Genomic DNA, 20,568 nt, shown 5'->3' on the forward strand with positions numbered 1-20,568 from the left:
GGGTGAGCGCCGGCACGTTCCGACGCTGGCACACGCCAACTACGAGGGAGCAGTTCAATGTCAATAATTGAGAGCGTGCTGTTGATTGCCGCCGGCGCGTTGGTGGCGTTTCTCCTGCAACGTTTCTTCAAGGCGCGCGCGGCTGCAGAGCGAGCGGGTCGGGAAGTGAGCGAGCAGGCGGCCCACGAAGCCGCGCGTCTGGCCGCCGAGACAAGTGCCCGCGTCGAGGCCGAACGCCAGGCCGCCGAGGAAGCCGCTCGCGCCGAGGTCGAGCGCCAGACCGCCGAAAAAGCCGCTCGCGTCGAAGCCGAGCGCCAGGCTACCGAAAAAGCCGCTCGCGTCGAAGCCGAGCGCCTGGCCGCCGAGGAAGCCGCCCGCTCCGAGGTCGAGCGCCAGGCTGCTGAAAAAGCCGCTCGCGTCGAAGTCGAGCGCCAGGCTGCCGAGGAAGCCGCTCGCGCCGAAGCTGAGCGCCAGGCTGCCGAGGAAGCCGCCCGCGCTGAGGTCGAGCGCCAGGCCGCCGAGGAAGCTGCTCGCGCTGAGGCCGAGCGCCAGGCCGCCGAGGAAGCCGCTCGTGCTGAGGCCGAGCGCCAGGCTGCCGAGGAAGCTGCTCGTGCCGAGGTCGAGCGCCAGGCCGCCGAGGAAGCTGCTCGCGCCGAAGCTGAGCGCCAAGCTGCCGAGGAAGCCGCCCGCGCTGAGGTCGAGCGCCAGGCCGCCGAGGAAGCTGCTCGCGCTGAGGCCGAGCGCCAGGCCGCCGAGGAAGCCGCTCGTGCTGAGGCCGAGCGCCAGGCTGCCGAGGAAGCTGCTCGTGCCGAGGTCGAGCGCCAGGCTGCCGAGGAAGCCGCTCGCGCTGAGGCCGAGCGCCAGGCTGCCGAAGAAGCTGCTCGTGCCGAGGTCGAGCGCCAGACCGCCGAAAAAGCCGCTCGCGTCGAAGCCGAGCGCCAGGCTGCCGAGGAAACCGCTCGTCTCGAAGGCGAGCGCAAAGCCGTCGAGGAAGCCCTTCGTCTGGAGGAGGATGAGCGCCTGGCGGTCGAGCAGGCGATCGCTCGCGAGACCGAGCGCCAGGCCGCTGAGAAAGCCGCGCTGCTGGAGGCTGAACGCGCCGTCGCCGCGCCGCCACCTGCTGCGGCGAAAGCCAAGGCTCCGGAACAAACGGTGGTGATGATTGCTGACGATTCGAAGGTCGTGCGCGTCAAGACCGGCAGACTGCTGACGGCCAATCAGTATCAGGTTCTGATGGCCGAAGACGGGCTCGACGCGGCGCAAAAAATCGCCACTGCGCTACCCGACGTTCTGGTCACCGACGTCGATATGCCCGGAATGACCGGTTTGCAGCTGGTCCGGCAACTGCGCAGCAATCCACAAACGGCGAATCTCCCGATCATCATGGTGACCTCGGACAGCGATCAATTGCGCGGCGAGGCGGACGCCGCCGGCGTCGACGTACTGCTCGGCAAACCCTACCCCGAGGAGCAGCTGATTGCGCACATCCAGCGGCTGGTGGTTGGTCGCGGCGGCGCTTGAGCGCGTGATGCCTGACCGCGCCAGCCGGGGCCACGACGGCGCCAGCTTGGCACGCGCCGCACGGCCAGCGGCACCAGGACCGCGATGAGCCCGCCGCGCGAGGCGCTCGCCGGGTCAGCCGCCGACGGCGATTCGCCCGCCAGCGAACTCGGTGCGTTCAGTGAATTCGTGGTCGTCTGCTTGTGCGCCGAATGGTGCGGTGTTTGTCGCGAATACCGGGACGGCTTCAAGGAAGTCGCCAGGCAGTTCCCGGCGCTGCTATTTCACTGGCTGGATATCGAGGACCACGCCGACCACCTGGGTGACCTCGACGTCGAAAACTTTCCGACGCTGCTCATCAAGCGTCGCCAATGGACGCTCTACTTTGGCACCATGCTGCCGACCCCGAGTCACCTGCGGCGCACGCTGGAAAGCTTCCTGGAACAAAGCGCAGAACAGAGTCAGGAGTACGCCTTTTCCGGCGCCGAGCGACGCCGCTGGCAGGGCGATCTCGACCTGCGGCGTTTGACAGCGGACGAGCTGAGCAGAATCTGCAGCCGCGCATCGGTAGGCGGCGCGCAGGCGTCGGCCGGCTGACTAAGCGGCGACCAGCACGCCCTGCACGTCATGCAGCGTGCCGGCGCGGATCAGGTCTCTGGCCAGCTGCTGCGCCAGGACCTCGTTGCTGAGCTGCAGATAGCGTGCGTTGACGCTTTGGCAGAAGCTCAGACGCGCCAGGAAGTCCGGCAGATCGGCGCGCGGCAGCTGCCGCCTCTCCAGCAAGGCAAAGGCGACAATGACCTTGAGCGCGTGCCGCGCGAGCAGTTCGATATCCTGCTCGAAGGCCGACAGCCGCCGGTAGGCACGCTCGAAAGCTTCTTCGACGTCGAAGAAGGGAGCGCCATGGCCGGGAATGACCACCTCGACCGGCAGACGAGCGAGCGCGTCGAGCGTTTCGCGCGCGGCTTTCAGACCGCCGCCATCGTCGGGATGACCCAGCAGTTCCGAGAAGATGACGCCGAAGCCATTACGCCACAAGGCGTCACCCGAGATCAGCAGGCGCCGCTCGGGGTTGTGGAAAGCGAGCGCATCCATGTCGTGCCCGGGAACGGCGATCGCCCGCCAGTTGAGGCCACCGAGTTCGCTCTCGTCGCCGGCGGCGATCGTCGCGTCGTGGCGAAAACGCGCCGCGCTCTGGCCGAGCGGTGACAGCAGGAGCGCTTCCTGGTCCCATTCGGCGATGGTCGCGTCGATTCCCTGTGGAACGATCACCTGGCAGCCAAAAGCAGCGGCCACCGCGGCGTTGCCGCCGATGTGGTCGGAATGCGAATGGGTGTTCAGCAGGCGCGTCAGGCGGCGACCTGCCAGCGCATGTTCAAGCAGGGCCACCGTCTGGCTGGCGTGCGTCACGTAGCCGCTGTCGATCAGCGCCGCCTGCTCGCCCTCGAGAAAGACGATGTTGTTCGACGACAGCCAGCCGCGTTCAAGAACCAGCAGATTATCGGGGAGCATCAGTCCTTGCCCGGCGAATCGCCGTTCACTCCGGCATCGACGATGCGCAGCGGCGCGACCTCCTCGGCGACGATCCCCTGCGAGTCCTCGGGCAGCGGCTCGGGCGGGCGGCCGCAACCCAGGCAGTAGCCCGAATCGGGGTCGAACATGCAGACGCCGACGCACAGATAATCGTCTTCAGTGCCGCTCATGCTCAGCGCTCGCAGTCGCCACGAAACTCGCCACCCGAGGCACAGCCGTGTGGGTCGTGGTCGACGCGCCGACGTTCGACGGCCAACAGGATCTGCAGGCGTTGCGGATCGGCGGCGCGGCTCCAGACGGCGATTTCTTCGATCGTCCGGAAGCAACCAAGACAGAGGCCGCTATCGTCATCGATCCGGCAGACGTTGATGCACGGCGAGGAAAGGGCTTGGCTCACGACACGTTCCTTCCAATTGAGGCTACGGCACTCATCCGGCGTCGCGCCGGGCAAGCAGCGCACGGGCGGCTTTCGACGCCGATTCGCGACCCAGGTGACGCGTGATGAACTGGCCAGCGGCGAGCAGTTTGCCAAGGTCCACGCCGCTTTCGATGGCCAGTCCGTCGAGCAGGTAAACGACGTCTTCGGTGGCCACGTTGCCGCTCGCGCCGGCCGCGTACGGACAACCACCGAGGCCGGCGATCGAGCTGTCGAACACCGCCATGCCCATTTCGAGCGACGCGTAGATGTTGGCAATCGCCATCCCGTAGGTGTCGTGGTAATGCCCGGCCAGGCGCTTGATCGGCACCACCGCGGCACACGCCTCGATCATCCGCCGCACCGCTGCTGGCGTCCCGGCACCGATGGTATCGCCCAGCGAGACCTCGTAGCAACCCATGTCGAGCAGCTGCCTGGCGACCCACGCCGTTCGCTGCGGGTCGATGACGCCCTCGTAAGGACAAGCGACGACGCAGGACACGTAGCCACGCACTGGGATTTCGAGCGCGCTGGCCGCGTCGACCACCGCGGCGAAGCGCTTCAGGCTCTCGGCGACGCTGCAGTTGATGTTTTTCTGCGAGAACGTTTCCGACGCCGCGCCGAAGATCGCCACCTCTTGCGCGCCGGCTTCGATCGCCGCATCGAAACCCTTGAGGTTGGGCGTCAGCACCGGGTACGACACCTGCGGTCGGCGCCGCGGGCTGGCCAGCAGCGCCCGTAGCACTTCGCTGTTGTCGCCCATCTGCGGCACCCAGCGCGGCGACACGAAGGACGTTGCCTCGACGACCGACAGCCCGGCGTCGGCCAGACGTTCGATCAGCTCGACCTTGATCGCCGTCGGAACGATCTGCGGCTCGTTCTGCAGGCCGTCGCGCGGTCCAACCTCGACCAACTTCACCCGTTTTGGCAGCGCCATTTCATTTCTCCGCGGCGAAGTCGACGAGTTCGGCGCCGTCGGCGACCTGCTCGCCGGCCGCGTAGCAGAAGGCCTTGACGGTACCGTTCTTCGGCGCGGTGATCGTATGTTCCATTTTCATCGCTTCGAGGATCAGCAAGGGCGCGCCCTTCTCGACCTGCTGGCCGACCACCGCCAGCAAGGCGACGACTTTGCCGGGCATCGGCGCCGTCAGGCCGCCGCCGTGCGTGCCGCCGGCTTCGACCAGGTGCAGCGGGTCGTCGCGCACGATCACGTAGTTGCTGCCATTGAGAAAGACGTGTCGCTTGTGCTCGTTCTTCTCGGTGACGGCGATGACGCTGGCTACCAGGCGGCGATCGTCGAGCTCGACCGCCAGCTGGCCGGCAAAGCGGCCGCTGTCGAGGAAACGGCCACGCGCCATCACCGACTCGTTGCCCAGCGTTAAACGCCAGCCATCGGCCTCGTAGGCGACGACGACCTCGTGCAGGCGGTCGCCGCTACGATAGTTGATCGTCCGCCGTGCCTGGATATTCAGCCGCCAGCCGTCGTGCGAACTCCAGGGCGACCAGGGGTCTCCCGAGCGGCTGCCCTTGACGACCGCGGCCGCCTGATCGCGCAGCAAACCAGCGACCGCGGCGACGAAGAAGACGTTCTTGGGCGGCTCTCCGTGCGCCGGAAAGAGGAAGTCGCGGCTGCGCTCGATCAGGCTGGTGTCGAGATCGGCGTTGGCGAAGGCCGGGCAGACCACCAGGCGCGCCAGGAAGTCGATGTTGGTGTTGACGCCGACGACGCGGTAGTCGGCCAGCGCCTGCCACATCCGCGCCAGCGCCGCATCGCGGTCGACGTCCCAGACGATCAGTTTGGCAATCATCGGGTCGTAGAACGGCGTAATCTCGTCACCCTCTTCGACACCCGTATCGACGCGAACGTTGAGGCTCTCCAGTGGCGGCGCGAGGTGCACCAGATGGCCGGTCGACGGCAGGAAATCGTTCTCGGGATTCTCGGCATAAATGCGCGCTTCCAGCGCATGGCCGCGAATATCGAGCTGATCCTGGCGCAAGGGCAGTGCTTCGCCACTGGCGACGCGCAACTGCCATTCGACCAGATCCTGCCCGGTGACCATCTCGGTTACCGGATGCTCGACCTGCAGACGGGTGTTCATCTCCATGAAATAGAAGCGGCCGTCGTGCGCGAAAGTGTCGCTGGTGATGAACTCGACGGTGCCGGCGCCGACGTAGCCGACCGCTCGCGCGGCGTCGACCGCCGCCTCGCCCATCGCCGCCCGGCGGACCGCCGTCATTCCCGGTGCCGGCGCTTCCTCGAGAACCTTCTGGTGGCGACGCTGTACCGAGCAGTCGCGTTCGAAGAGATAGACGCAATTACCGTGCGTATCGGCGAAGATCTGAAATTCGATATGCCGCGAACGGCTCAGATACTTCTCGATCAGCACCTTGTCCGAGGCGAAGGACGCGCTGGCTTCGCGCTGGCACGAAGCCAGCGCAGCGGCAAAATCGTCGCTGCGCTCGACCAGTCGCATGCCCTTGCCACCGCCGCCGGCCGCCGCCTTGATCAGCACCGGATAGCCGATGGCGTCGGCCTCCTGCTGCAGCAGCGCGGGCTCCTGGTCGTCACCGTGGTAGCCCGGCGTCACCGGCACGCCGGCAGCGCTCATGATCGCCTTGGCCGCCGACTTCGAACCCATGGCGCGGATCGCCGCCGCCGGCGGTCCGATGAAGACGATTCCGGCGGCCGCACACGCCTCGGCAAAGTGCTCGTTCTCGGACAGGAAGCCGTAGCCCGGATGAACGGCCTGCGCGCCGGTTCGCCTGGCGGCGTCGAGGATCGTCGCGCCGACCAGATACGATTGGCGAGCGGCCGCCGGCCCGATGCACACCGCCTCATCGGCCAGGCGCACGTGGCGGGCGTTGGCGTCGGCTTCCGAATAAACGGCGACGGTACGCACACCCATCCGCCGCGCGCTCTTGATCACCCGACAGGCGATCTCACCGCGATTGGCAATCAGAATCTTGCTGAACATCGAAGCACCTTTCACCCCCTCCGCCAGCGCCTGCGCGCGGCGAAGGCATGGTCACTGGTCAACAGCGGCAAGCCGCAAGGAGAGGCATCCTGAATTTCGGGCGCCGTGGCGCCGTGGCCCGGCCGCTCACTCGGCGATCCAGTTCGGCGATCTTTTTTCGAGGAAAGCCGACAGACCTTCCTGTCCTTCCGGGCTGGCGCGGACGCGCGTGATGCGCTGCGCGGTTTCGGTGATTGTCGGCTCGTCGATCGGCTGCCCGGCGACGATGCGGATCAGCGCCTTGCACTCGGCTTGTGCACACGGGCCATTGATCAGCAGCGCGTCGAGGATTTCGCCGATGGCCTCGTCGAGTTGCTCGTCACCGGGAACGATTTCGTGCAGCAGCCCGATCCGGTACGCCTCGGCGGCCGAAAAACGCTCGGCCGTGAGCATGTAGCGGCGGCAGTAGCGCTCGCCGATCGCCGCCAGCACGTAGGGGCTGATCACCGCCGGGATGATCCCCAACTTCACTTCGCTGAGTGAAAAGAGCGCATCGTAGCTGCCGACGGCAATGTCGCAGGCGGCGATCAGGCCAACTCCGCCACCGTAAGCCGGACCCTGCACGCGCGCGATTGTCGGCTTCGAGAGTTCGTTGAGCGTCGCCAGCAGATCGGCGAGCTGGTTGGCGTCGCGCAGGTTCTCCTCGGCAGAATAGCCAGCGGCGCGACGCATCCAGTGCAGATCGGCGCCGGCACAGAAGCTCTTGCCGGTCGACGACAAGACCACCGCACGAACTTCCGGGTCGGCGTCGAGTTCGCGCAGAGCGGCGGTCATCTCGGCGATCAATTCGTCGTCGAAAGCGTTGTGACGGTGTGCCTTGTTCAGCGTCAGCATGCCGACGCCGCCGTCGACCTCGGTAATAATGAATTGGTAGTCGCTCATCAATAGCCTTTACATCCGGAAAATGCCGAATTTCGTTGCTTCGGCTTCGGCGTTCATCGCCGCCGACAAGCCGAGACCGAGAAGCCGGCGCGTGTCGGCAGGGTCGATCACGCCATCATCCCACAGTCGCGCACTGGCGTAGTAGGGGTGACCCTGCGCCTCGTACTGCTCGCGGATCGGCGCCCTGAAAGCCTCTTCATCGGCGGCACTCCAGGTCTTGCCGGCGGCTTCGAGTCCGTCGCGTCTGACGGTCGCCAGAACCGCCGCCGCCTGCTCGCCGCCCATCACCGAAATGCGCGCGTTCGGCCACATCCACAGGAAGCGCGGCGAGTAGGCGCGGCCGCACATGCCATAGTTGCCGGCGCCAAAAGAGCCGCCGATGACGATCGTGAACTTCGGCACTCGGGCGCAGGCGACGGCGGTAACCATTTTGGCACCGTCGCGGGCAATGCCGCCGTTTTCGTACTTGCGACCGACCATGAAACCCGTGATGTTCTGCAGAAAAAGCAGCGGGATGCCGCGTTGCGCGCACAGTTCGATGAAATGGGCGGCCTTCAGCGAAGACTCGGAAAACAGGATGCCGTTGTTGGCGACGATGCCGATCGGGTAACCCCAGACGCGCGCGAAGCCGCAGACGATGGTCGTCCCGTAGCGCGCCTTGAACTCGTCGAAATCGGATCCGTCGACGATCCGGGCGATGATCTCACGGACGTCGAAGGGCTTCTTGGTGTCGGTTGGAATCACCCCGTACAGTTCTTCCGCCGGGTATAGCGGCGGCCGCGGCTCGCTCAGCGCCAGCGGCGGCCGCTTGCGCCAGTTGAGGTTGCCGACGATGCGGCGGGCGATTGCCAGCGCGTGCGCATCGTTCTCGGCGTAGTGATCGGCGACGCCCGAGATGCGCGTATGGACGTCGGCGCCACCCAGATCCTCGGCGCTGACGACCTCGCCGGTCGCCGCCTTGACCAACGGTGGTCCGCCCAGGAAGATCGTTCCCTGGTCCTTGACGATGATCGACTCGTCGGACATCGCCGGCACGTAGGCGCCGCCGGCGGTGCACGAGCCCATGACCGCGGCGATCTGCGGGATGCCGGCTGCCGACAGCTTGGCCTGGTTGTAGAAAATGCGGCCGAAGTGCTCCTTGTCGGGAAAGACGTCTTCCTGCATCGGCAGGAAAGCGCCACCCGAGTCGACCAGATAGATGCACGGCAGGCGGTTCTCGCCGGCAATCTCCTGCGCGCGCAGGTGCTTCTTGACGGTCAGTGGGTAATAGGTGCCGCCCTTTACCGTCGCGTCGTTGGCGACGATCATGCATTCGACGCCATTGACCCGCCCGATGCCGGTGATCAGCGACGCCGCCGGCACCTCGAAGGGGTGCCCCCCCTTGCCGCCGTACATCCCGTAAGCGGCGAGCTGCGACAGCTCGACGAAGGGCGAACCCGGGTCGACCAGTGCATTGACGCGCTCGCGCGGCAGCAGCTTGCCGCGTGCCAGGTGCTTCTGACGCGCCGCCTCGGGACCGCCGAGGGCGATCCGCGCGACCGTCGCGCGCAGGTCGGAGACGACGAAGCGCATCGCGTCGTGGTTGGCCTTGAAGTCGGCACTACGCGCGTTGAGCTGAGTTTGCAGGACGGGCATCAGAAACCTCCACGGGCTAGCCAGCGTTCAAGTTGCGGCAGCCGGTCAACACCAAAAAATGGCTCACCGTCGACAACGATGTACGGCGAGCCGAAAACTCCCCTGGCCAGTGCGGCGTCTACCTCGCCTTTCAGCCGTGCCTTCAACGCCGGAGCGGCGAGCGCCTCGGCCAGCGTATCGCGGTCGGCGCCATGCCCGGCAGCCACTTCCATCACGACGTCTCGGTCGGAGACGTCGCGCCCCTCGACATAAAGCGCGCGGAATACCGAGTGCGCGAAGGCGCGCGCCGTTTCGGCGTCCTGATCGTACAGCCAGTAGTATGTGCGCGCGGCGTGTTGCGTGGCGAGCGGAAACTTCTCGGGATGCTCGTAGGGGACGTCTAGGAAACGCGCCGACCGCGAAAAGTCGTGCTCCGAGTACTCGCCTTTCAGCGGCACCAGCGTCAGCGGCGCGGCGCCGGTGTGCTTGAACACCACGCCGAGAAGAATCGGCCTCCACCTGACCGTGCGCCCGTGGCGCGCCGCCAGTTCGTCGATTTTCTCGGACGCCAGGTAGCCATAGGGCGACGAAAAATCAAAGTAGAAATCGAGGGGGTCCGGCATGGTTTGGTTCTCCCAATGGCTGGAGCGCCTGACCATTCAGTCCGGGCGTCCGGGGCAGCGACATCGCTGCGGAGCGATGGCAGCCAGGCAATTAACGCCTTTGTCACCTTGCTCCCGGGTTGCTCGAGCAGGTCGGTGTCCGACAAAGGGAAATCGTTCCCCGATTAGCATTCGAGCCAGTCGACAGAAAATCGATGATTGCTGCGGCATGATCACAATGGTTCATTGGTTTTGCCGGAGATCAAGGATCAACGGCGCCTTGACCACGAGCGGTGTTCTCTTGCAGCCAGCGCACAACGTCTTCGGCATTTTGATCGGGAGGGAAAACCGGGTAGAACACCTGCGTGATGCGCGCGTCCTCGACAATCAGCGTCAGCCGTTTGAACAAGTGCATTCCCGCCACGTCGAAGGTCGGCAGTCCGAGCTTCGTCTCGAGCTGCAAGGCGCTGTCGCTGAGCAGTTCGAACGGCAAATGCAGGCGATCGCGCGCTTCGCGTTGATACGCGGTGGTCTGCGAACTGAGTCCGAAGACTCCGGCTGCCAACGCTGCAAGTTCGGCAAAGTGGTCGCGAAAAGCGCAGGACTGCGGCGTACAGCCGCGTGCCCCGGGCGTCGCGTCCCAACCCTCCGGCACGTCGACGCCCGGCTGACCGGTCCTTGGATAGACGTAAATCACCCGGCGGCCGCTCAACTCGGCGAGCTTTACCGAAGACCCGTCGGTACTTGGCAGTGCCAGATCGGGCAAGGACAGGCCGCGCAGGTGTGCCGCCGCGCCGTCGTCGATCGGCACCGGCAGGTTTGCCGGCAGCGGGAAGAACTCTTTAGCCATGCAGGGCTCCTGTTGGCGAATTCCGCGGGTTCATCCGGGTCACCCGCCGGCCGCGGCCGGCACGGCGACCTTCGGCCACAACACCATCTGCGTGCAACGAAACAAGGCCAGGCGGCGGCCGTCTTCGCTGCTGACTTCGGCGTCCCAGACCTGCGTCGTGCGACCACAGTGCGCGGCCGTAGCTTCGCACAGCAGCAGCCCTTCGGTCAGTGTCCCGAAAAAGTTGGTCTTCAACTCGATTGTCGTGAAGCCATCGGCACCTGCCGGCAGGTGCGCGAAGGTCGCGTAGCCGGCGGCGGTATCGGCCAGCGCAACGACCGTTGCCGCGTGCAGGAAGCCGTTTGGCGCCAGCATCTCGGGGCGGATGAGCAGACTGGCGTGCAATTTTCCGGGTTCGATCGCCAGTACGTCCATTCCCAGCCAGCCGGGCAGATGCCCTGGTGAGCGGGCGTTTAGCGAGGTGGTATCTACGCCCGGCCGAAGCGTGTGGCGGCCCATGTCAGGCGTCGGCGACGGCGCGACCGATGACCAGCCGCTGGATATCGTTGGCGCCCTCGTAAATCTGGCAGACGCGGACGTCGCGGTAGATCCGCTCGACCGGGAAATCGCTGACGTAGCCGTAGCCGCCGAGGATCTGGATGGCGTCGGAACAGACCTTTTCGGCCATCTCCGAGGCGAACATCTTGGCCATCGAAGCTTCCTTCAGGCAGGGCTTGCCGGCGTCCTTGAAGGTCGCGGCGCGCCACACCAGCAACCGCGCTGCGTCGATCTGCGTGGCCATGTCGGCGAGGCGAAAGCTGACCGCCTGGTGCTCGATGATCGGCTTGCCGAAGGTCTCGCGGTCCTTGGCGTACTGGACCGCGGCCTCGAAAGCGGCGCGCGCCATGCCGACCGACTGCGCGGCGATGCCGATGCGACCGGCTTCGAGATTGGACAGCGCAATCCGGTAACCATCACCTTCCTTGCCGAGCAGACAGGAAGCCGGAACACGGCAGTTCTCGAACAGGATCTGCGCGGTATCGGAAGCGCGCTGGCCCATCTTCTCCTCGATGCGCGCGACGATGTAGCCGGGTGTATCGGTCGGCACCAAAAAACACGAAATGCCCTTCTTGCCGGCACTCTTGTCGGTGACCGCGAAAACGATCGCCACCTGGCCGTACTTGCCGGTGGTGATGAACTGCTTGACGCCGTTGAGGACGAAATCGTCGCCATCGCGGTCGGCGCGGGTGGTGATCGCCGCGGCGTCGGAGCCGGTATGCGGTTCGGTGAGGCAGAAGCAGCCGAGTTTCTCGCCGCGCGCCAGCGGTTTCAGCCAGGTTTCCTTCTGCTCGTCGGTGCCGTATTTCATGGTGATGCCGCAGGCCAGCGAGTTCTGGACGCTGACGATGGTCGACGTCGCGCCGTCGCCGGCAGCGATTTCTTCGATCACCAGCACCAGCGACATGTAGTCCATGCCGGCCCCCCCCCACTGTTCAGGAACGACCATGCCGAGCGCGCCGAGCTCGCCGAGCTCGCGCAGCGCTTCCGCTGGAAAGCTGTGATTGCGGTCCCATTCGCCGGCGAAGGGCGCCAGGCGCTCCCGCGCGAATTCGCGCAGCGAGTCGCGGATCATTTCCTGCTCCTGGGTCAAGATCATGCTGCCTTCTCCTTGTTATGGGCACCGGCGACGAGTCGTGCGCCGGCGCGGTTGGTGATGATAACGCCAATGATGACTAGCGCGCCGCCGCTCAGGACGGCGATCCCGAGCCGCTCGCCGAGCAGTAGCGCGCCGAGAATGACGGCGCTGACCGGAACCAGATTGATGAACGCTCCCGAACGCGTCGCGCCGATGCGCTGGACTGCTTCGGCGTACCAGGTGAAAGCCAGCGCAGTGCCGAACAGTCCGAGAAAAGCGATCGCGCTCCAGCCGCGCCAGGTGGTTGCCGCCATCGCGAACAGCGAGCCCTGCAGCTGCGCGGCGATGGTCAGCATCAGCCAACCGGTGACGCTGGCGCCGAAAGTCATCGCCAGCGGCGACAGCGAGCGCGTCGCGCGCCGCCCGAGGAAGGTGTAGATCGCCCACAGGGCGGCGCAGCCGACGATCAGCCATTCGCCCAGGCCAACCTCGCCGGCGAACAGTCGGTAGGGGTCGCCGTTGGTGACTACCAGCAGGCAGCCGAAGGCCGCCAGACCGATACCCGCGGCCTTCGCTGGCGACATCGGCGCGTCGAACAGCAGCCAGTCGCTGGCGGCGATCAAGGCCGGCGTCAGGGCGACGACCAGCGCGCCGCGGCCGGCCTGGATCATCGTCATGCCGTAGAGAAAGCAGACGTTGTAAAGAAAGATGCCGCTGGCGCCGAGCGCGCTGAGCAGCAGCCAGTCATTGAACGACCAGCGCGGCCAGCCTTCACGAATCACCAGCAAGCTGCCGAGAACCAGCGCGGCGAGCAGAAAGCGCCAGCTGGCGACGGCCAGCGGCGACGCTTCGCTGACCGCCACGCGACCGGCAATCCAGGTCGCTCCCCAGAGCAGGGCGGTAGCGACCAGCTTGAGGTAGGTTGCCAGGGACGCAGCGACGGGCTCCGACCGCGTCGGCGACAAGGCGGCCACTCAGGTCTCGAGCGCTTCGAGCGCTGCCACGTAGCTTGGCAGCAGGTCTTCGGCACGGTGCACGGTGAACCCGAGATCGCGCATCAGGCCATCGGCCAATCCGTAGATCCAGCCGTGCACGGTCAGCTGCTGCTGCCGCTGCCAGGCGTCCTGGATGACGAAGGTCTGGCAGACGTTGGCCACCTGCTCGAGGACGTTGAGCTCGCACAGGCGATCGTGCTGCCGTTCCGGCGGCAGGCTATCGACCCGCGCCAGGTGCTTGTCGTGCACGTCGCGAACGTGCCGCAGCCAGATGTCGACCAGGCCGACGCGGTCGCGATTGAGCGCCGCCTTGACGCCACCACAACCGTAATGGCCGACGACCATGACGTGTCGGACCTTGAGCGCATCGACGGCGAACTGGATCACCGACAGGCAGTTGAGATCGGTATGCACGACGACGTTGGCGACGTTGCGATGGACGAAGATCTCGCCGGGCAGCAGGCCGACGATCTCGTTGGCCGGTACCCGCGAATCCGAGCAGCCGATCCACAGGTATTCGGGTGTTTGCAGCCGCGACAGCCGGCGGAAGTACTCCGGGTCACCCTCCTGCATGCGACCCGACCAGGCGCGGTTGAAATCGAAGAGGTGGAACAGGTTCTCGTTGGCGACCTCTTCTGCGGACCAGTTCTCGAGGTCGAGAGCGAGAAACATGGTCCCTTCGAGCGGCGTCTGGTAGTAGGCCGGCGCTTCCTTGAAGCCCAGTTCACGGTACAGCTTCACCGCCACGCGCATCGCTGGCAGAGTGTCCAGGAGCAGCTTGCGATAACCGATTTCCTTGGCCGCCTTGATCGCCGCCAGCGCCAGATCGCGGCCGACTTCGAAGCCGCGATGCCGCGGTTCGACGTACAGCCGCTTCATCTCGCAGAGCCCGGCGGAGAAGGGGCGAATGCCGACGCAGCCCGCCGGCTGGCCATTACGTTCCGCGTAGAACAGGCGACCCGCCGGCGCCGCATAGGCGCCCGGCAGCGACGCCATTTCCTCTTCAAAACCCTGGAAAGACAGGTCAACGCCGAGCCACGCGGCGTAGTTGCGGAAGAACTGGCGAACGTGCTCGACGGCTTTCGTGTCGTCAGCGCCAAGAGAGTGAAGGGTGGTGGTCATGATGGTCCAGAAAATGGTGTGAAGCGACTGCGGGCGTGTGCCGGGCGCACCGTGCACGCCGGCCTTGGCGGCCATTGCCTCGGAACAGCGATTGCCGTTGGCGGTGTCGACGCGCCGCCAGGCGCCAGGCCGTTCATGGCGTTTTACAGCGTGTCGGCAAACAGTTCGCGGCCAATCAGCATGCGGCGGATTTCGGAGGTGCCGGCACCGATCTCGTAGAGCTTGGCGTCGCGCCACAGGCGACCGGCCGGATACTCGTTGATGTAGCCGTTGCCGCCAAGTGTCTGGATTGCCTCGCCGGCCATCCAGGTGGCCTTCTCGGCCGCGTAGAGAATCGCTCCGGCGGCGTCCTTGCGCGTCGTCTCACCGCGGTCGCAGGCCTGACCGACGGCATAAACGTAGGCGCGACAGACGTTGAAGGTGGTGTACATGTCGGCGATCTTGCCCTGCATCAACTGGAACTCGCCGATCGACTGGCCGAACTGCTGGCGATCGTGCAGGTAGGGCAGTGTCAGATCCATCGCCGCCGCCATGATTCCCAAGGGGCCGCCGGCGAGTACCGCGCGCTCATAATCGAGGCCGCTCATCAGCACGCGTACGCCGCCGTTGATTTGGCCAAGGACGTTTTCGGCCGGCACTTCGCAGTCGTCGAAGAACAGTGGGTAGGTGTTGGAGCCGCGCATTCCCAGCTTGTCGAGCTTGCTACCGCAGGAGAACCCTGGCATTCCTTTTTCGACGATCAGCGCGCTGATTCCTTTGGCGCCGGCGGCGACGTCGGTCTTGGCATAGACCACCAGGACGTCGGCGTCACCACCGTTGGTAATCCACATCTTGCTGCCGTTGAGGACGAAGCTGTCGCCCCTGGGCTCGGCGCGCAGCCGCATGCTGACGACGTCCGAACCGGCGTTGGCTTCCGACATCGCCAGTGCGCCGACGTGCTCGCCGGAGATCAGTTTGGGCAGGTATTTCTGGCGCTGGGCTGCGTTGCCGTTGCGGCGAATCTGATTGACGCAGAGGTTCGAGTGCGCGCCGTAGGAAAGCGCGACGCTCGCCGAAGCGCGCGAGATTTCCTCCATGGCGACGATGTGCGCGAGATAGCCAAGGCCGGTGCCACCGTACTCCTCCTCGACGGTCATCCCGAGCAGGCCCAGGTCGCCGAACTTTTTCCACAGGTCGGCGGGAAAGACGTTTTCGCGATCAATGGCTTCAGCGCGCGGCGCAATCTCGCGCGCGGCAAAGCTGCGAACGGTGTCGCGCAGCATGTCGATGATCGCGCCGTGGGCAAAACTGAGGCTCGGATGTTCCATGTCTCTCGCTCCTTGAGTGGTTGTTTCAGCGCTGATGTTCCGGCTTGCCGGGCATCGCCATGATCGTCTGCAGCACCGCTTCGAGGTCCTCATGCGGCTGCAAAAGTGCCGCCTTGCGCTGTTCGGGCCATTGAGAAACTCGGTCAACTGGCTGTTCTTGTCGTGCGCCGTGTCGTTCATGCCGACCAGGCAAGCGATCTCGGCCAGGCTGAAACCGAGCGGTTTGCCACGCCGTGCCAGCTCCAGGCGGGTGCGATCGCGCCGTAATCTGGACTGCGCGCGCCAGATCGGAATTGCTGAAGCTTGTGCTTTGCTTTTCCACTGCGGGGCTGTCCGGAGTCGGATGACGTGTATCCGTGTAGAATGCTTCGCTGCAGAGGGCATCTGAAGCCGGCCCACTGTGCCGGCAAGTTTATAGACTTCAGACGTTTTTACAATCCATAGACGAATGCTGCCAGACTATCCTTTTGCGACGCCGCCAGCCGCTGGAGAAACCTTCGAGGTCGCTCCCGGCATTCACTGGTTGCGCATGCCGCTCCCCTTCGCGCTGAATCACATCAACCTCTGGCTGCTCGAGGATGACGATGGCTGGACGATCGTCGACACCGGCTTCGCGCTGGACACCGTCAAGGACTGTTGGCGACAAATCCTCGACCGCTTGTCGACGACGCCATGCGGCGGCCACATCTCGCGGATCATCGTGACCCATTTCCACCCCGATCACCTGGGTCTCGCTGCCTGGCTACAAGACGAGACCGGTGCGCCGGTATACATGACGCTGGGTGAGTACCTGACGGCCCATGCGGTGTGGCACGAGGTCGGCGGTCACGGCAATCAGCCGATGCTCCGCCAGTTCCGCGCGCACGGACTCGATGCCGACCGCCGGGCAGCACTCGAACGCCGCAGTGGTGGCTACAACCGCGGCGTACCGACGCTACCGACCGCCTACCAGCGCCTGTTTGACGGCGACGAGTTGCGCATTGGCGCGCATCGTTGGCGCGTTCGCGTCGGCTTCGGACACTCGCCCGAGCACGCCGCGCTGTACAGTCCCGACCTCGGGGTACTGATCGCGGGCGACATGTTGCTGCCCAAGATCTCGACCAACATCAGCGTTTTTGCAGTCACGCCGATGGCCGATTCGCTGGCCGACTTCCTGGACTCGATCGACCGTTACCGCGAACTGCCTCCGGAAACACTGGTACTGCCCTCGCACGGACTGCCTTTCCACGGAATCGAGAACCGCGTGGACGCGCTGCACGCACACCACGAAGAACGCTTGCTGCTGCTCGAGGAGGCGTGCGCCACCCCGCACAGCGCCGCCGAGTTGCTGATTACCCTGTTCCCCAGGGATCTCGACACGCACCAGACGATGTTCGCCATGGGCGAAGCCATCGCCCATCTGAATCGACTCGAACACGCCGGCCGCCTGCAACGTATCGAGGACGACCGGGGCCTGATCCGTTTTGTCAGCAAGCAGGGCGCCGCCCGACCACCCGGAAAAGACCAAGGAGGCTGACGATGGCGCCACCACCGGTGGCTGACCCAGGGCGCTCGCTGCCCGCCGCTGCAGAGCTTGTCGGCAGCTATCTCGAGGTCGCACGGCGCGCCTCGCAGCTGCTGCGCAAGTACATGAAGAAGACGGCCAGGAAGGGCCTCTGGTTTCCCAACGAAGAGCTCGAAGTTGCCAAGGCGTTCATGGACCTGTCGGCGCACGCGCTGGCCAGCCCGTACCGGCTGGCACAAGCGCAGATGGCCATGATGCGCGACCACTGCCTGCTCTTGCAGCAATCGACGCTGCGCACCATGGGCTTGCCCTTCCACGCTGTCGCGCCACCCGCCAGGGGCGACCAGCGCTTCGCCGACGCCGCGTGGGAAGACAGCTTCCTGTTCGACTTCATCAAACAGTCCTACCTGATCACCGCCCGCCACGTACACCAGGCGGTGGCCAGAGTCGAGGGACTCGACGACGCGACGCAGGACAAGGTCGATCAGCTCACCCGGCAATACATCGACGCACTGGCGCCGAGCAACTTCGCCCTGAGCAACCCGGAAGTACTGCGCGAAACCGTAAACAGCAAGGGCAAGAACCTGCGCCGGGGCCTGAAGCACTTGCTCAAGGACCTGCAAAGCGGCGACGGACCGCTACGCGCACCGCTGGCCGGCCGCGACGCCGGCCGCGTCGGCAAGGAACTGGCGACGACGCCGGGCAAGGTGGTCTTCGAGAACGAACTGCTGCAGTTGATCCAGTACCAAGCGGCGGGCAGCCACCAGTGCCGGAAGCCATTGCTGATCATTCCGCCGTGGATCAACAAGTACTACATCCTCGACCTGCACCAGGACGATTCCTTCATTGGCTGGGCCGTTGGCCAGGGCTTCACGACTTTCGCCATCAGCTGGGTCAACCCCAGCCCGGAACTGGCGCAAAAGAGCTTCGAAGACTATTTGCTTGAAGGCTCGCTGGCGGCCGTCGATGCCGTTGAACTGGCGACGGGCGAGAAGGCGATCGACCTCGTCGGCTACGGTCTTGGCGGCACCTTGCTGATGGTCACCCTCGCCTACATGGCCGCTCGAGGCGACCGCCGTGCGGCGTCGGCGACCTTCCTGGCGACCCTGCTCGATTTCGCCGAGCCCGGCGAACTCGGCGCACTGGCCAGCCAGCAACGGCAGGCCAGCGCCAGCAGCAAGGACGCCGAGAACCCACAAGACGCGGCTACCGTCACCATGCTGCAGGCCAACGATCTGATCTGGTCGTTCGTCGTCAACCGCTACCTGCTCGGAAAGGACCGCTTCCCGGCCGACCTTTGGCACTGGAACGCCGATTCGACGCGTTTGCCGACGGCCTTGCACCGCTACTGCCTGGAGAACTTCTACCAGGAGAACCGCCTGCAGCAGGCGGGCGGCATCACCGTGGCCGGCGTTGCCATCGACGTCGCCAAAGTCAAACTGCCGTGCTATTTCCTGGCGACCATCGAAGACCACGTGTCGCCGTGGCAAAGCTGCTACCGCAGTGCGCGCCTGCCACGCGGGCCGCTGCGCTTCGTTCTTGGCGGCTCGGGTCATGTCGGAGGCATCGTCAATCCGCCAGCCGTCGGCCGCCACGGCTACTGGACCAACGAGCTCCTGCCGGAGCACGCGGACGACTTCCTGCGCGACGCCGTCCGGCACCCGGGATCATGGTGGAACGATTGGCAGCAGTGGCTCATGGCGCAGCCAGACGGCAATTCTCTGGTCACCGCGCGCCACCCTGGCGAGCGCGCGCTCAAGGTCATCGAGGATGCCCCTGGCCGCTACCTCACGGATCAGCTCGAGCCGCCAGCCGCGTGCTGATCAGACTGCCGGCGAGTTCGTCGGCAAGCCGGCCAACACCCTTTGCCCGAGCAAGCGCGGTCAGTAGTCCAGCTCTCGGTCGGCGCTGGCTTGACGTAGAATGGTGCGATCATGAGTTCGACCCTGGTTCCCGACTACGCTGGCGGCAGCATCGTCAATCTGATGCAGAGTATTGCCACCGCCTGCGGCAGCCGCCGCACGCACTACCCGCAGCTCGCGCTGTTGTCGGCGGCGCAGCTGGCCAAAGCACGGCACGTGCTGCTGATGGTCGTCGACGGGATGGGTCTGCGCACGCTCGCCAGACACCCCGCCAGCCGCCACCTGCAGAGCCACTTGCTCGGCAGCATGACCTCGGTGTTCCCGTCGACCACCGCCAGCGCGATCCCCACCTTCATGACCGGACTGGCGCCGGCGCAACACGGCCTGACCGGCTGGCACATGCACCTGCAGGAAATCGACCAGACCCTGGCGATCCTGCCGCTGACGCCGCGCGCGGGGTTGCCGAAGCGGCTCCCCGAGCAACTGCCGCCGCAGCTTTTCGATCATCCGTCACTGTTTCAAGAACTTGACCGCGAGTCCTGGGTGGTCGCCCCGCACAGCATCGCCGGCAGCGCCTTCAACACCTGGCATGCCCGCGGCGCGCAGAGCTTGGCCTACCGCACGCTGCCCGAGATGTTCGCCGGCGTCGGCGACTTGCTGCAGGAAAGCGCGACGCCGCGCTACGTCTATGCCTACTATCCAGACCTCGACAGCCGTTCGCACCGCTACGGTACCGACAGTCGGCAAGCGCAGCAGACGCTGGCCGAGTTTGACGCCCATTTTGGCGCCCTGCTGCGCTTGCTGCAGGGCAGCGACAGCTGGCTGCTGGTCACTGCCGACCACGGTTTCATCGATTCGCCCGGCCGGCGAGTGATCGATCTCGATGAGCATCCGCAACTCGCTGCGCTCCTGCTGCGGCCGCTATGCGGCGAGCGCCGCGTCGCCTACTGTTATGTCGCGGCGGCCAATCGGCCGGCCTTCGAAAGCTACGTCCGCCGCCACTTCGGTCGCGCCTGCCATCTCTACAACAGCGACGCACTGATCGCCGCCGGCTGGTTCGGCGCGCCGCCGTATCACCCGAAGCTGTCGGCGCGCGTCGGTGACTACACCTTGCTGATGAAGGACAACTGGACGATCAAGGACTGGTTGCCGGAAGAAAAACGCTACACCATGCTCGGCGTCCACGGCGGCACCAGCAGCAACGAGATGCGCGTACCACTGATCGCGGTGCGCGTTTAGCAAGGCTTGTTACCCGATACCACAGCCATTTTGACAAGGAGGCCAGCATGGCCCAGGACAACGCCAGGAGCGCGCACACCGATCGTTTGATTGCCGACGCCGTTCGCCAGCGCCAGACTCGCGAGAGCGGCTATCGCGAGCAGGCCTTGAAAATCTACCCGTGGATCTGTGGTCGCTGCACTCGCGAGTTCACGCACCTCAACCTGCGCGAGCTGACCGTTCATCACCGCGACCACAACCACGACAACAATCCTGGCGATGGCAGCAACTGGGAGTTGCTCTGCCTCTATTGCCACGACAACGAACACTCCCGGCAACTTGACGCCGAAGCCGCCCGGCAGGCCGGAATCTCTCAGGGGGGCCCAGCCACGGTGGCGGACAGAGCCAAGAACACAACACAACAAACAATGCCACGGCAGGTTGCCCACAACGCCGCACACAAAAAGACACAACACACCAAGCGCTGAGCGAGCGCCCGCCCGCGCGTGGCCGCCCGCGTACCGCAGCCCACAGT

22 protein-coding genes are annotated in these 20,568 nt (G+C 65.5%); 6 read left to right on the forward strand and 16 right to left on the reverse strand.

Features of this window, described 5'->3' with window-relative positions; all coding sequences use genetic code 11:
* Positions 1-60: 60 nt before the first annotated feature.
* Complete coding sequence (locus tag QZ656_RS24115) at positions 61-1,263, reverse strand: hypothetical protein (RefSeq protein ID WP_366522156.1); 1,203 nt, start codon at positions 1,261-1,263, stop codon at positions 61-63.
* On the opposite strand from QZ656_RS24115, the gene QZ656_RS12710 reads away from it, so the two are divergent.
* Positions 1,159-1,521: a response regulator gene (locus QZ656_RS12710; RefSeq protein WP_291993850.1), complete on the forward strand. Its 363-nt coding sequence runs from the start codon at positions 1,159-1,161 to the stop codon at positions 1,519-1,521. The genes QZ656_RS24115 and QZ656_RS12710 overlap by 105 nt on opposite strands.
* Before the next feature lie 84 nt (positions 1,522-1,605).
* Positions 1,606-2,097, forward strand: a complete 492-nt coding sequence (locus QZ656_RS12715) for a thioredoxin family protein (protein WP_291993731.1) — start codon at positions 1,606-1,608, stop codon at positions 2,095-2,097.
* Here the strand turns inward: QZ656_RS12715 and QZ656_RS12720 are convergent, their stop codons facing one another.
* From QZ656_RS12720 to QZ656_RS12790, 15 genes are all read right to left on the reverse strand, one after another.
* Positions 2,098-3,012: an MBL fold metallo-hydrolase gene (locus QZ656_RS12720; protein WP_291993732.1), complete on the reverse strand. Its 915-nt coding sequence runs from the start codon at positions 3,010-3,012 to the stop codon at positions 2,098-2,100.
* A complete protein-coding gene (locus QZ656_RS12725; protein WP_291993733.1) occupies positions 3,012-3,203 on the reverse strand; it encodes a DUF1289 domain-containing protein in 192 nt (63 codons plus the stop codon). Before QZ656_RS12725 ends, QZ656_RS12720 begins: the two co-directional genes overlap by 1 nt.
* 2 nt (positions 3,204-3,205) lie before the next feature.
* Complete coding sequence (locus QZ656_RS12730; RefSeq protein WP_291993734.1) at positions 3,206-3,430, reverse strand: DUF1289 domain-containing protein; 225 nt, start codon at positions 3,428-3,430, stop codon at positions 3,206-3,208.
* 31 nt (positions 3,431-3,461) lie between these two features.
* Positions 3,462-4,385 carry a hydroxymethylglutaryl-CoA lyase gene (locus tag QZ656_RS12735; protein WP_291993735.1) on the reverse strand — a complete coding sequence of 308 codons (924 nt, stop codon included), beginning with the start codon at positions 4,383-4,385 and terminating at the stop codon, positions 3,462-3,464.
* A 1-nt stretch (position 4,386) separates the two neighbouring features.
* Positions 4,387-6,423, reverse strand: a complete 2,037-nt coding sequence (locus tag QZ656_RS12740) for an acetyl/propionyl/methylcrotonyl-CoA carboxylase subunit alpha (protein WP_291993736.1) — start codon at positions 6,421-6,423, stop codon at positions 4,387-4,389.
* A gap of 126 nt (positions 6,424-6,549) precedes the next feature.
* Positions 6,550-7,344, reverse strand: coding sequence for an enoyl-CoA hydratase/isomerase family protein (locus tag QZ656_RS12745; RefSeq protein ID WP_291993737.1), 795 nt, complete (start codon positions 7,342-7,344; stop codon positions 6,550-6,552).
* Positions 7,345-7,353: 9 nt separating this feature from the next.
* The gene (locus QZ656_RS12750; protein WP_291993738.1) at positions 7,354-8,979 is read right to left on the reverse strand and encodes a carboxyl transferase domain-containing protein; all 1,626 of its coding nucleotides are present in this window, start codon (positions 8,977-8,979) and stop codon (positions 7,354-7,356) included.
* A complete protein-coding gene (locus tag QZ656_RS12755; RefSeq protein ID WP_291993739.1) occupies positions 8,979-9,581 on the reverse strand; it encodes a 2-hydroxychromene-2-carboxylate isomerase in 603 nt (200 codons plus the stop codon). The genes QZ656_RS12750 and QZ656_RS12755 overlap by 1 nt, the downstream gene beginning before the upstream one ends.
* Before the next feature lie 241 nt (positions 9,582-9,822).
* A complete protein-coding gene (locus tag QZ656_RS12760) occupies positions 9,823-10,410 on the reverse strand; it encodes a peroxiredoxin (RefSeq protein WP_291993740.1) in 588 nt (195 codons plus the stop codon).
* A 39-nt stretch (positions 10,411-10,449) separates the two neighbouring features.
* A complete protein-coding gene (locus tag QZ656_RS12765) occupies positions 10,450-10,908 on the reverse strand; it encodes a PaaI family thioesterase (protein ID WP_291993741.1) in 459 nt (152 codons plus the stop codon).
* Position 10,909: 1 nt separating this feature from the next.
* Positions 10,910-12,046: an acyl-CoA dehydrogenase gene (locus QZ656_RS12770; protein WP_291993742.1), complete on the reverse strand. Its 1,137-nt coding sequence runs from the start codon at positions 12,044-12,046 to the stop codon at positions 10,910-10,912.
* Entirely contained in the window at positions 12,043-12,999 is a 957-nt protein-coding gene (locus QZ656_RS12775) for a DMT family transporter (RefSeq protein WP_291993743.1), read from the reverse strand. Before QZ656_RS12775 ends, QZ656_RS12770 begins: the two co-directional genes overlap by 4 nt.
* A complete protein-coding gene (gene can, locus QZ656_RS12780) occupies positions 13,000-14,142 on the reverse strand; it encodes a carbonate dehydratase (RefSeq protein ID WP_291993744.1) in 1,143 nt (380 codons plus the stop codon).
* A gap of 143 nt (positions 14,143-14,285) precedes the next feature.
* Positions 14,286-15,449 carry an isovaleryl-CoA dehydrogenase gene (locus QZ656_RS12785; RefSeq protein ID WP_291993745.1) on the reverse strand — a complete coding sequence of 388 codons (1,164 nt, stop codon included), beginning with the start codon at positions 15,447-15,449 and terminating at the stop codon, positions 14,286-14,288.
* A gap of 25 nt (positions 15,450-15,474) precedes the next feature.
* Positions 15,475-15,771: a hypothetical protein gene (locus tag QZ656_RS12790; protein ID WP_291993746.1), complete on the reverse strand. Its 297-nt coding sequence runs from the start codon at positions 15,769-15,771 to the stop codon at positions 15,475-15,477.
* A 126-nt stretch (positions 15,772-15,897) separates the two neighbouring features.
* Between QZ656_RS12790 and QZ656_RS12795 the strand changes: the two genes are divergently transcribed.
* The 4 genes from QZ656_RS12795 (at position 15,898) to QZ656_RS12810 (ending at position 20,521) form a co-directional block, all read left to right on the forward strand.
* Positions 15,898-16,965 (forward strand): MBL fold metallo-hydrolase, encoded by a 1,068-nt coding sequence (locus tag QZ656_RS12795; RefSeq protein ID WP_291993747.1) that lies wholly within the window; start codon positions 15,898-15,900, stop codon positions 16,963-16,965.
* A gap of 2 nt (positions 16,966-16,967) precedes the next feature.
* A complete protein-coding gene (locus QZ656_RS12800) occupies positions 16,968-18,776 on the forward strand; it encodes a class I poly(R)-hydroxyalkanoic acid synthase (protein WP_291993748.1) in 1,809 nt (602 codons plus the stop codon).
* 111 nt (positions 18,777-18,887) lie between these two features.
* Positions 18,888-20,054, forward strand: coding sequence for an alkaline phosphatase family protein (locus QZ656_RS12805; protein WP_291993749.1), 1,167 nt, complete (start codon positions 18,888-18,890; stop codon positions 20,052-20,054).
* 47 nt (positions 20,055-20,101) lie between these two features.
* Positions 20,102-20,521 carry a YajD family HNH nuclease gene (locus QZ656_RS12810; protein WP_291993750.1) on the forward strand — a complete coding sequence of 140 codons (420 nt, stop codon included), beginning with the start codon at positions 20,102-20,104 and terminating at the stop codon, positions 20,519-20,521.
* The last annotated feature ends 47 nt before the right edge of the window (positions 20,522-20,568 follow it).

Origin of the sequence: Candidatus Accumulibacter sp. ACC003, assembly GCF_907163085.1 — a bacterium.
Taxonomy (GTDB): domain Bacteria; phylum Pseudomonadota; class Gammaproteobacteria; order Burkholderiales; family Rhodocyclaceae; genus Accumulibacter.

Bases quoted from the DNA above. Each gene is read 5' to 3' on its own strand.
- QZ656_RS12710 (WP_291993850.1), top strand. From the start codon at position 1,159: ATGATTGCTGACGATTCGAAGGTCGTGCGCGTCAAGACCGGCAGACTG.
- QZ656_RS12715 (WP_291993731.1), top strand. From the start codon at position 1,606: ATGAGCCCGCCGCGCGAGGCGCTCGCCGGGTCAGCCGCCGACGGCGAT.
- QZ656_RS12720 (WP_291993732.1), bottom strand. From the start codon at position 3,012: ATGCTCCCCGATAATCTGCTGGTTCTTGAACGCGGCTGGCTGTCGTCG.
- QZ656_RS12725 (WP_291993733.1), bottom strand. From the start codon at position 3,203: ATGAGCGGCACTGAAGACGATTATCTGTGCGTCGGCGTCTGCATGTTC.
- QZ656_RS12735 (WP_291993735.1), bottom strand. From the start codon at position 4,385: ATGGCGCTGCCAAAACGGGTGAAGTTGGTCGAGGTTGGACCGCGCGAC.
- QZ656_RS12740 (WP_291993736.1), bottom strand. From the start codon at position 6,423: ATGTTCAGCAAGATTCTGATTGCCAATCGCGGTGAGATCGCCTGTCGG.
- QZ656_RS12745 (WP_291993737.1), bottom strand. From the start codon at position 7,344: ATGAGCGACTACCAATTCATTATTACCGAGGTCGACGGCGGCGTCGGC.
- QZ656_RS12750 (WP_291993738.1), bottom strand. From the start codon at position 8,979: ATGCCCGTCCTGCAAACTCAGCTCAACGCGCGTAGTGCCGACTTCAAG.
- QZ656_RS12755 (WP_291993739.1), bottom strand. From the start codon at position 9,581: ATGCCGGACCCCCTCGATTTCTACTTTGATTTTTCGTCGCCCTATGGC.
- QZ656_RS12760 (WP_291993740.1), bottom strand. From the start codon at position 10,410: ATGGCTAAAGAGTTCTTCCCGCTGCCGGCAAACCTGCCGGTGCCGATC.
- QZ656_RS12765 (WP_291993741.1), bottom strand. From the start codon at position 10,908: ATGGGCCGCCACACGCTTCGGCCGGGCGTAGATACCACCTCGCTAAAC.
- QZ656_RS12770 (WP_291993742.1), bottom strand. From the start codon at position 12,046: ATGATCTTGACCCAGGAGCAGGAAATGATCCGCGACTCGCTGCGCGAA.
- can (WP_291993744.1), bottom strand. From the start codon at position 14,142: ATGACCACCACCCTTCACTCTCTTGGCGCTGACGACACGAAAGCCGTC.
- QZ656_RS12785 (WP_291993745.1), bottom strand. From the start codon at position 15,449: ATGGAACATCCGAGCCTCAGTTTTGCCCACGGCGCGATCATCGACATG.
- QZ656_RS12795 (WP_291993747.1), top strand. From the start codon at position 15,898: ATGCTGCCAGACTATCCTTTTGCGACGCCGCCAGCCGCTGGAGAAACC.
- QZ656_RS12800 (WP_291993748.1), top strand. From the start codon at position 16,968: ATGGCGCCACCACCGGTGGCTGACCCAGGGCGCTCGCTGCCCGCCGCT.
- QZ656_RS12805 (WP_291993749.1), top strand. From the start codon at position 18,888: ATGAGTTCGACCCTGGTTCCCGACTACGCTGGCGGCAGCATCGTCAAT.
- QZ656_RS12810 (WP_291993750.1), top strand. From the start codon at position 20,102: ATGGCCCAGGACAACGCCAGGAGCGCGCACACCGATCGTTTGATTGCC.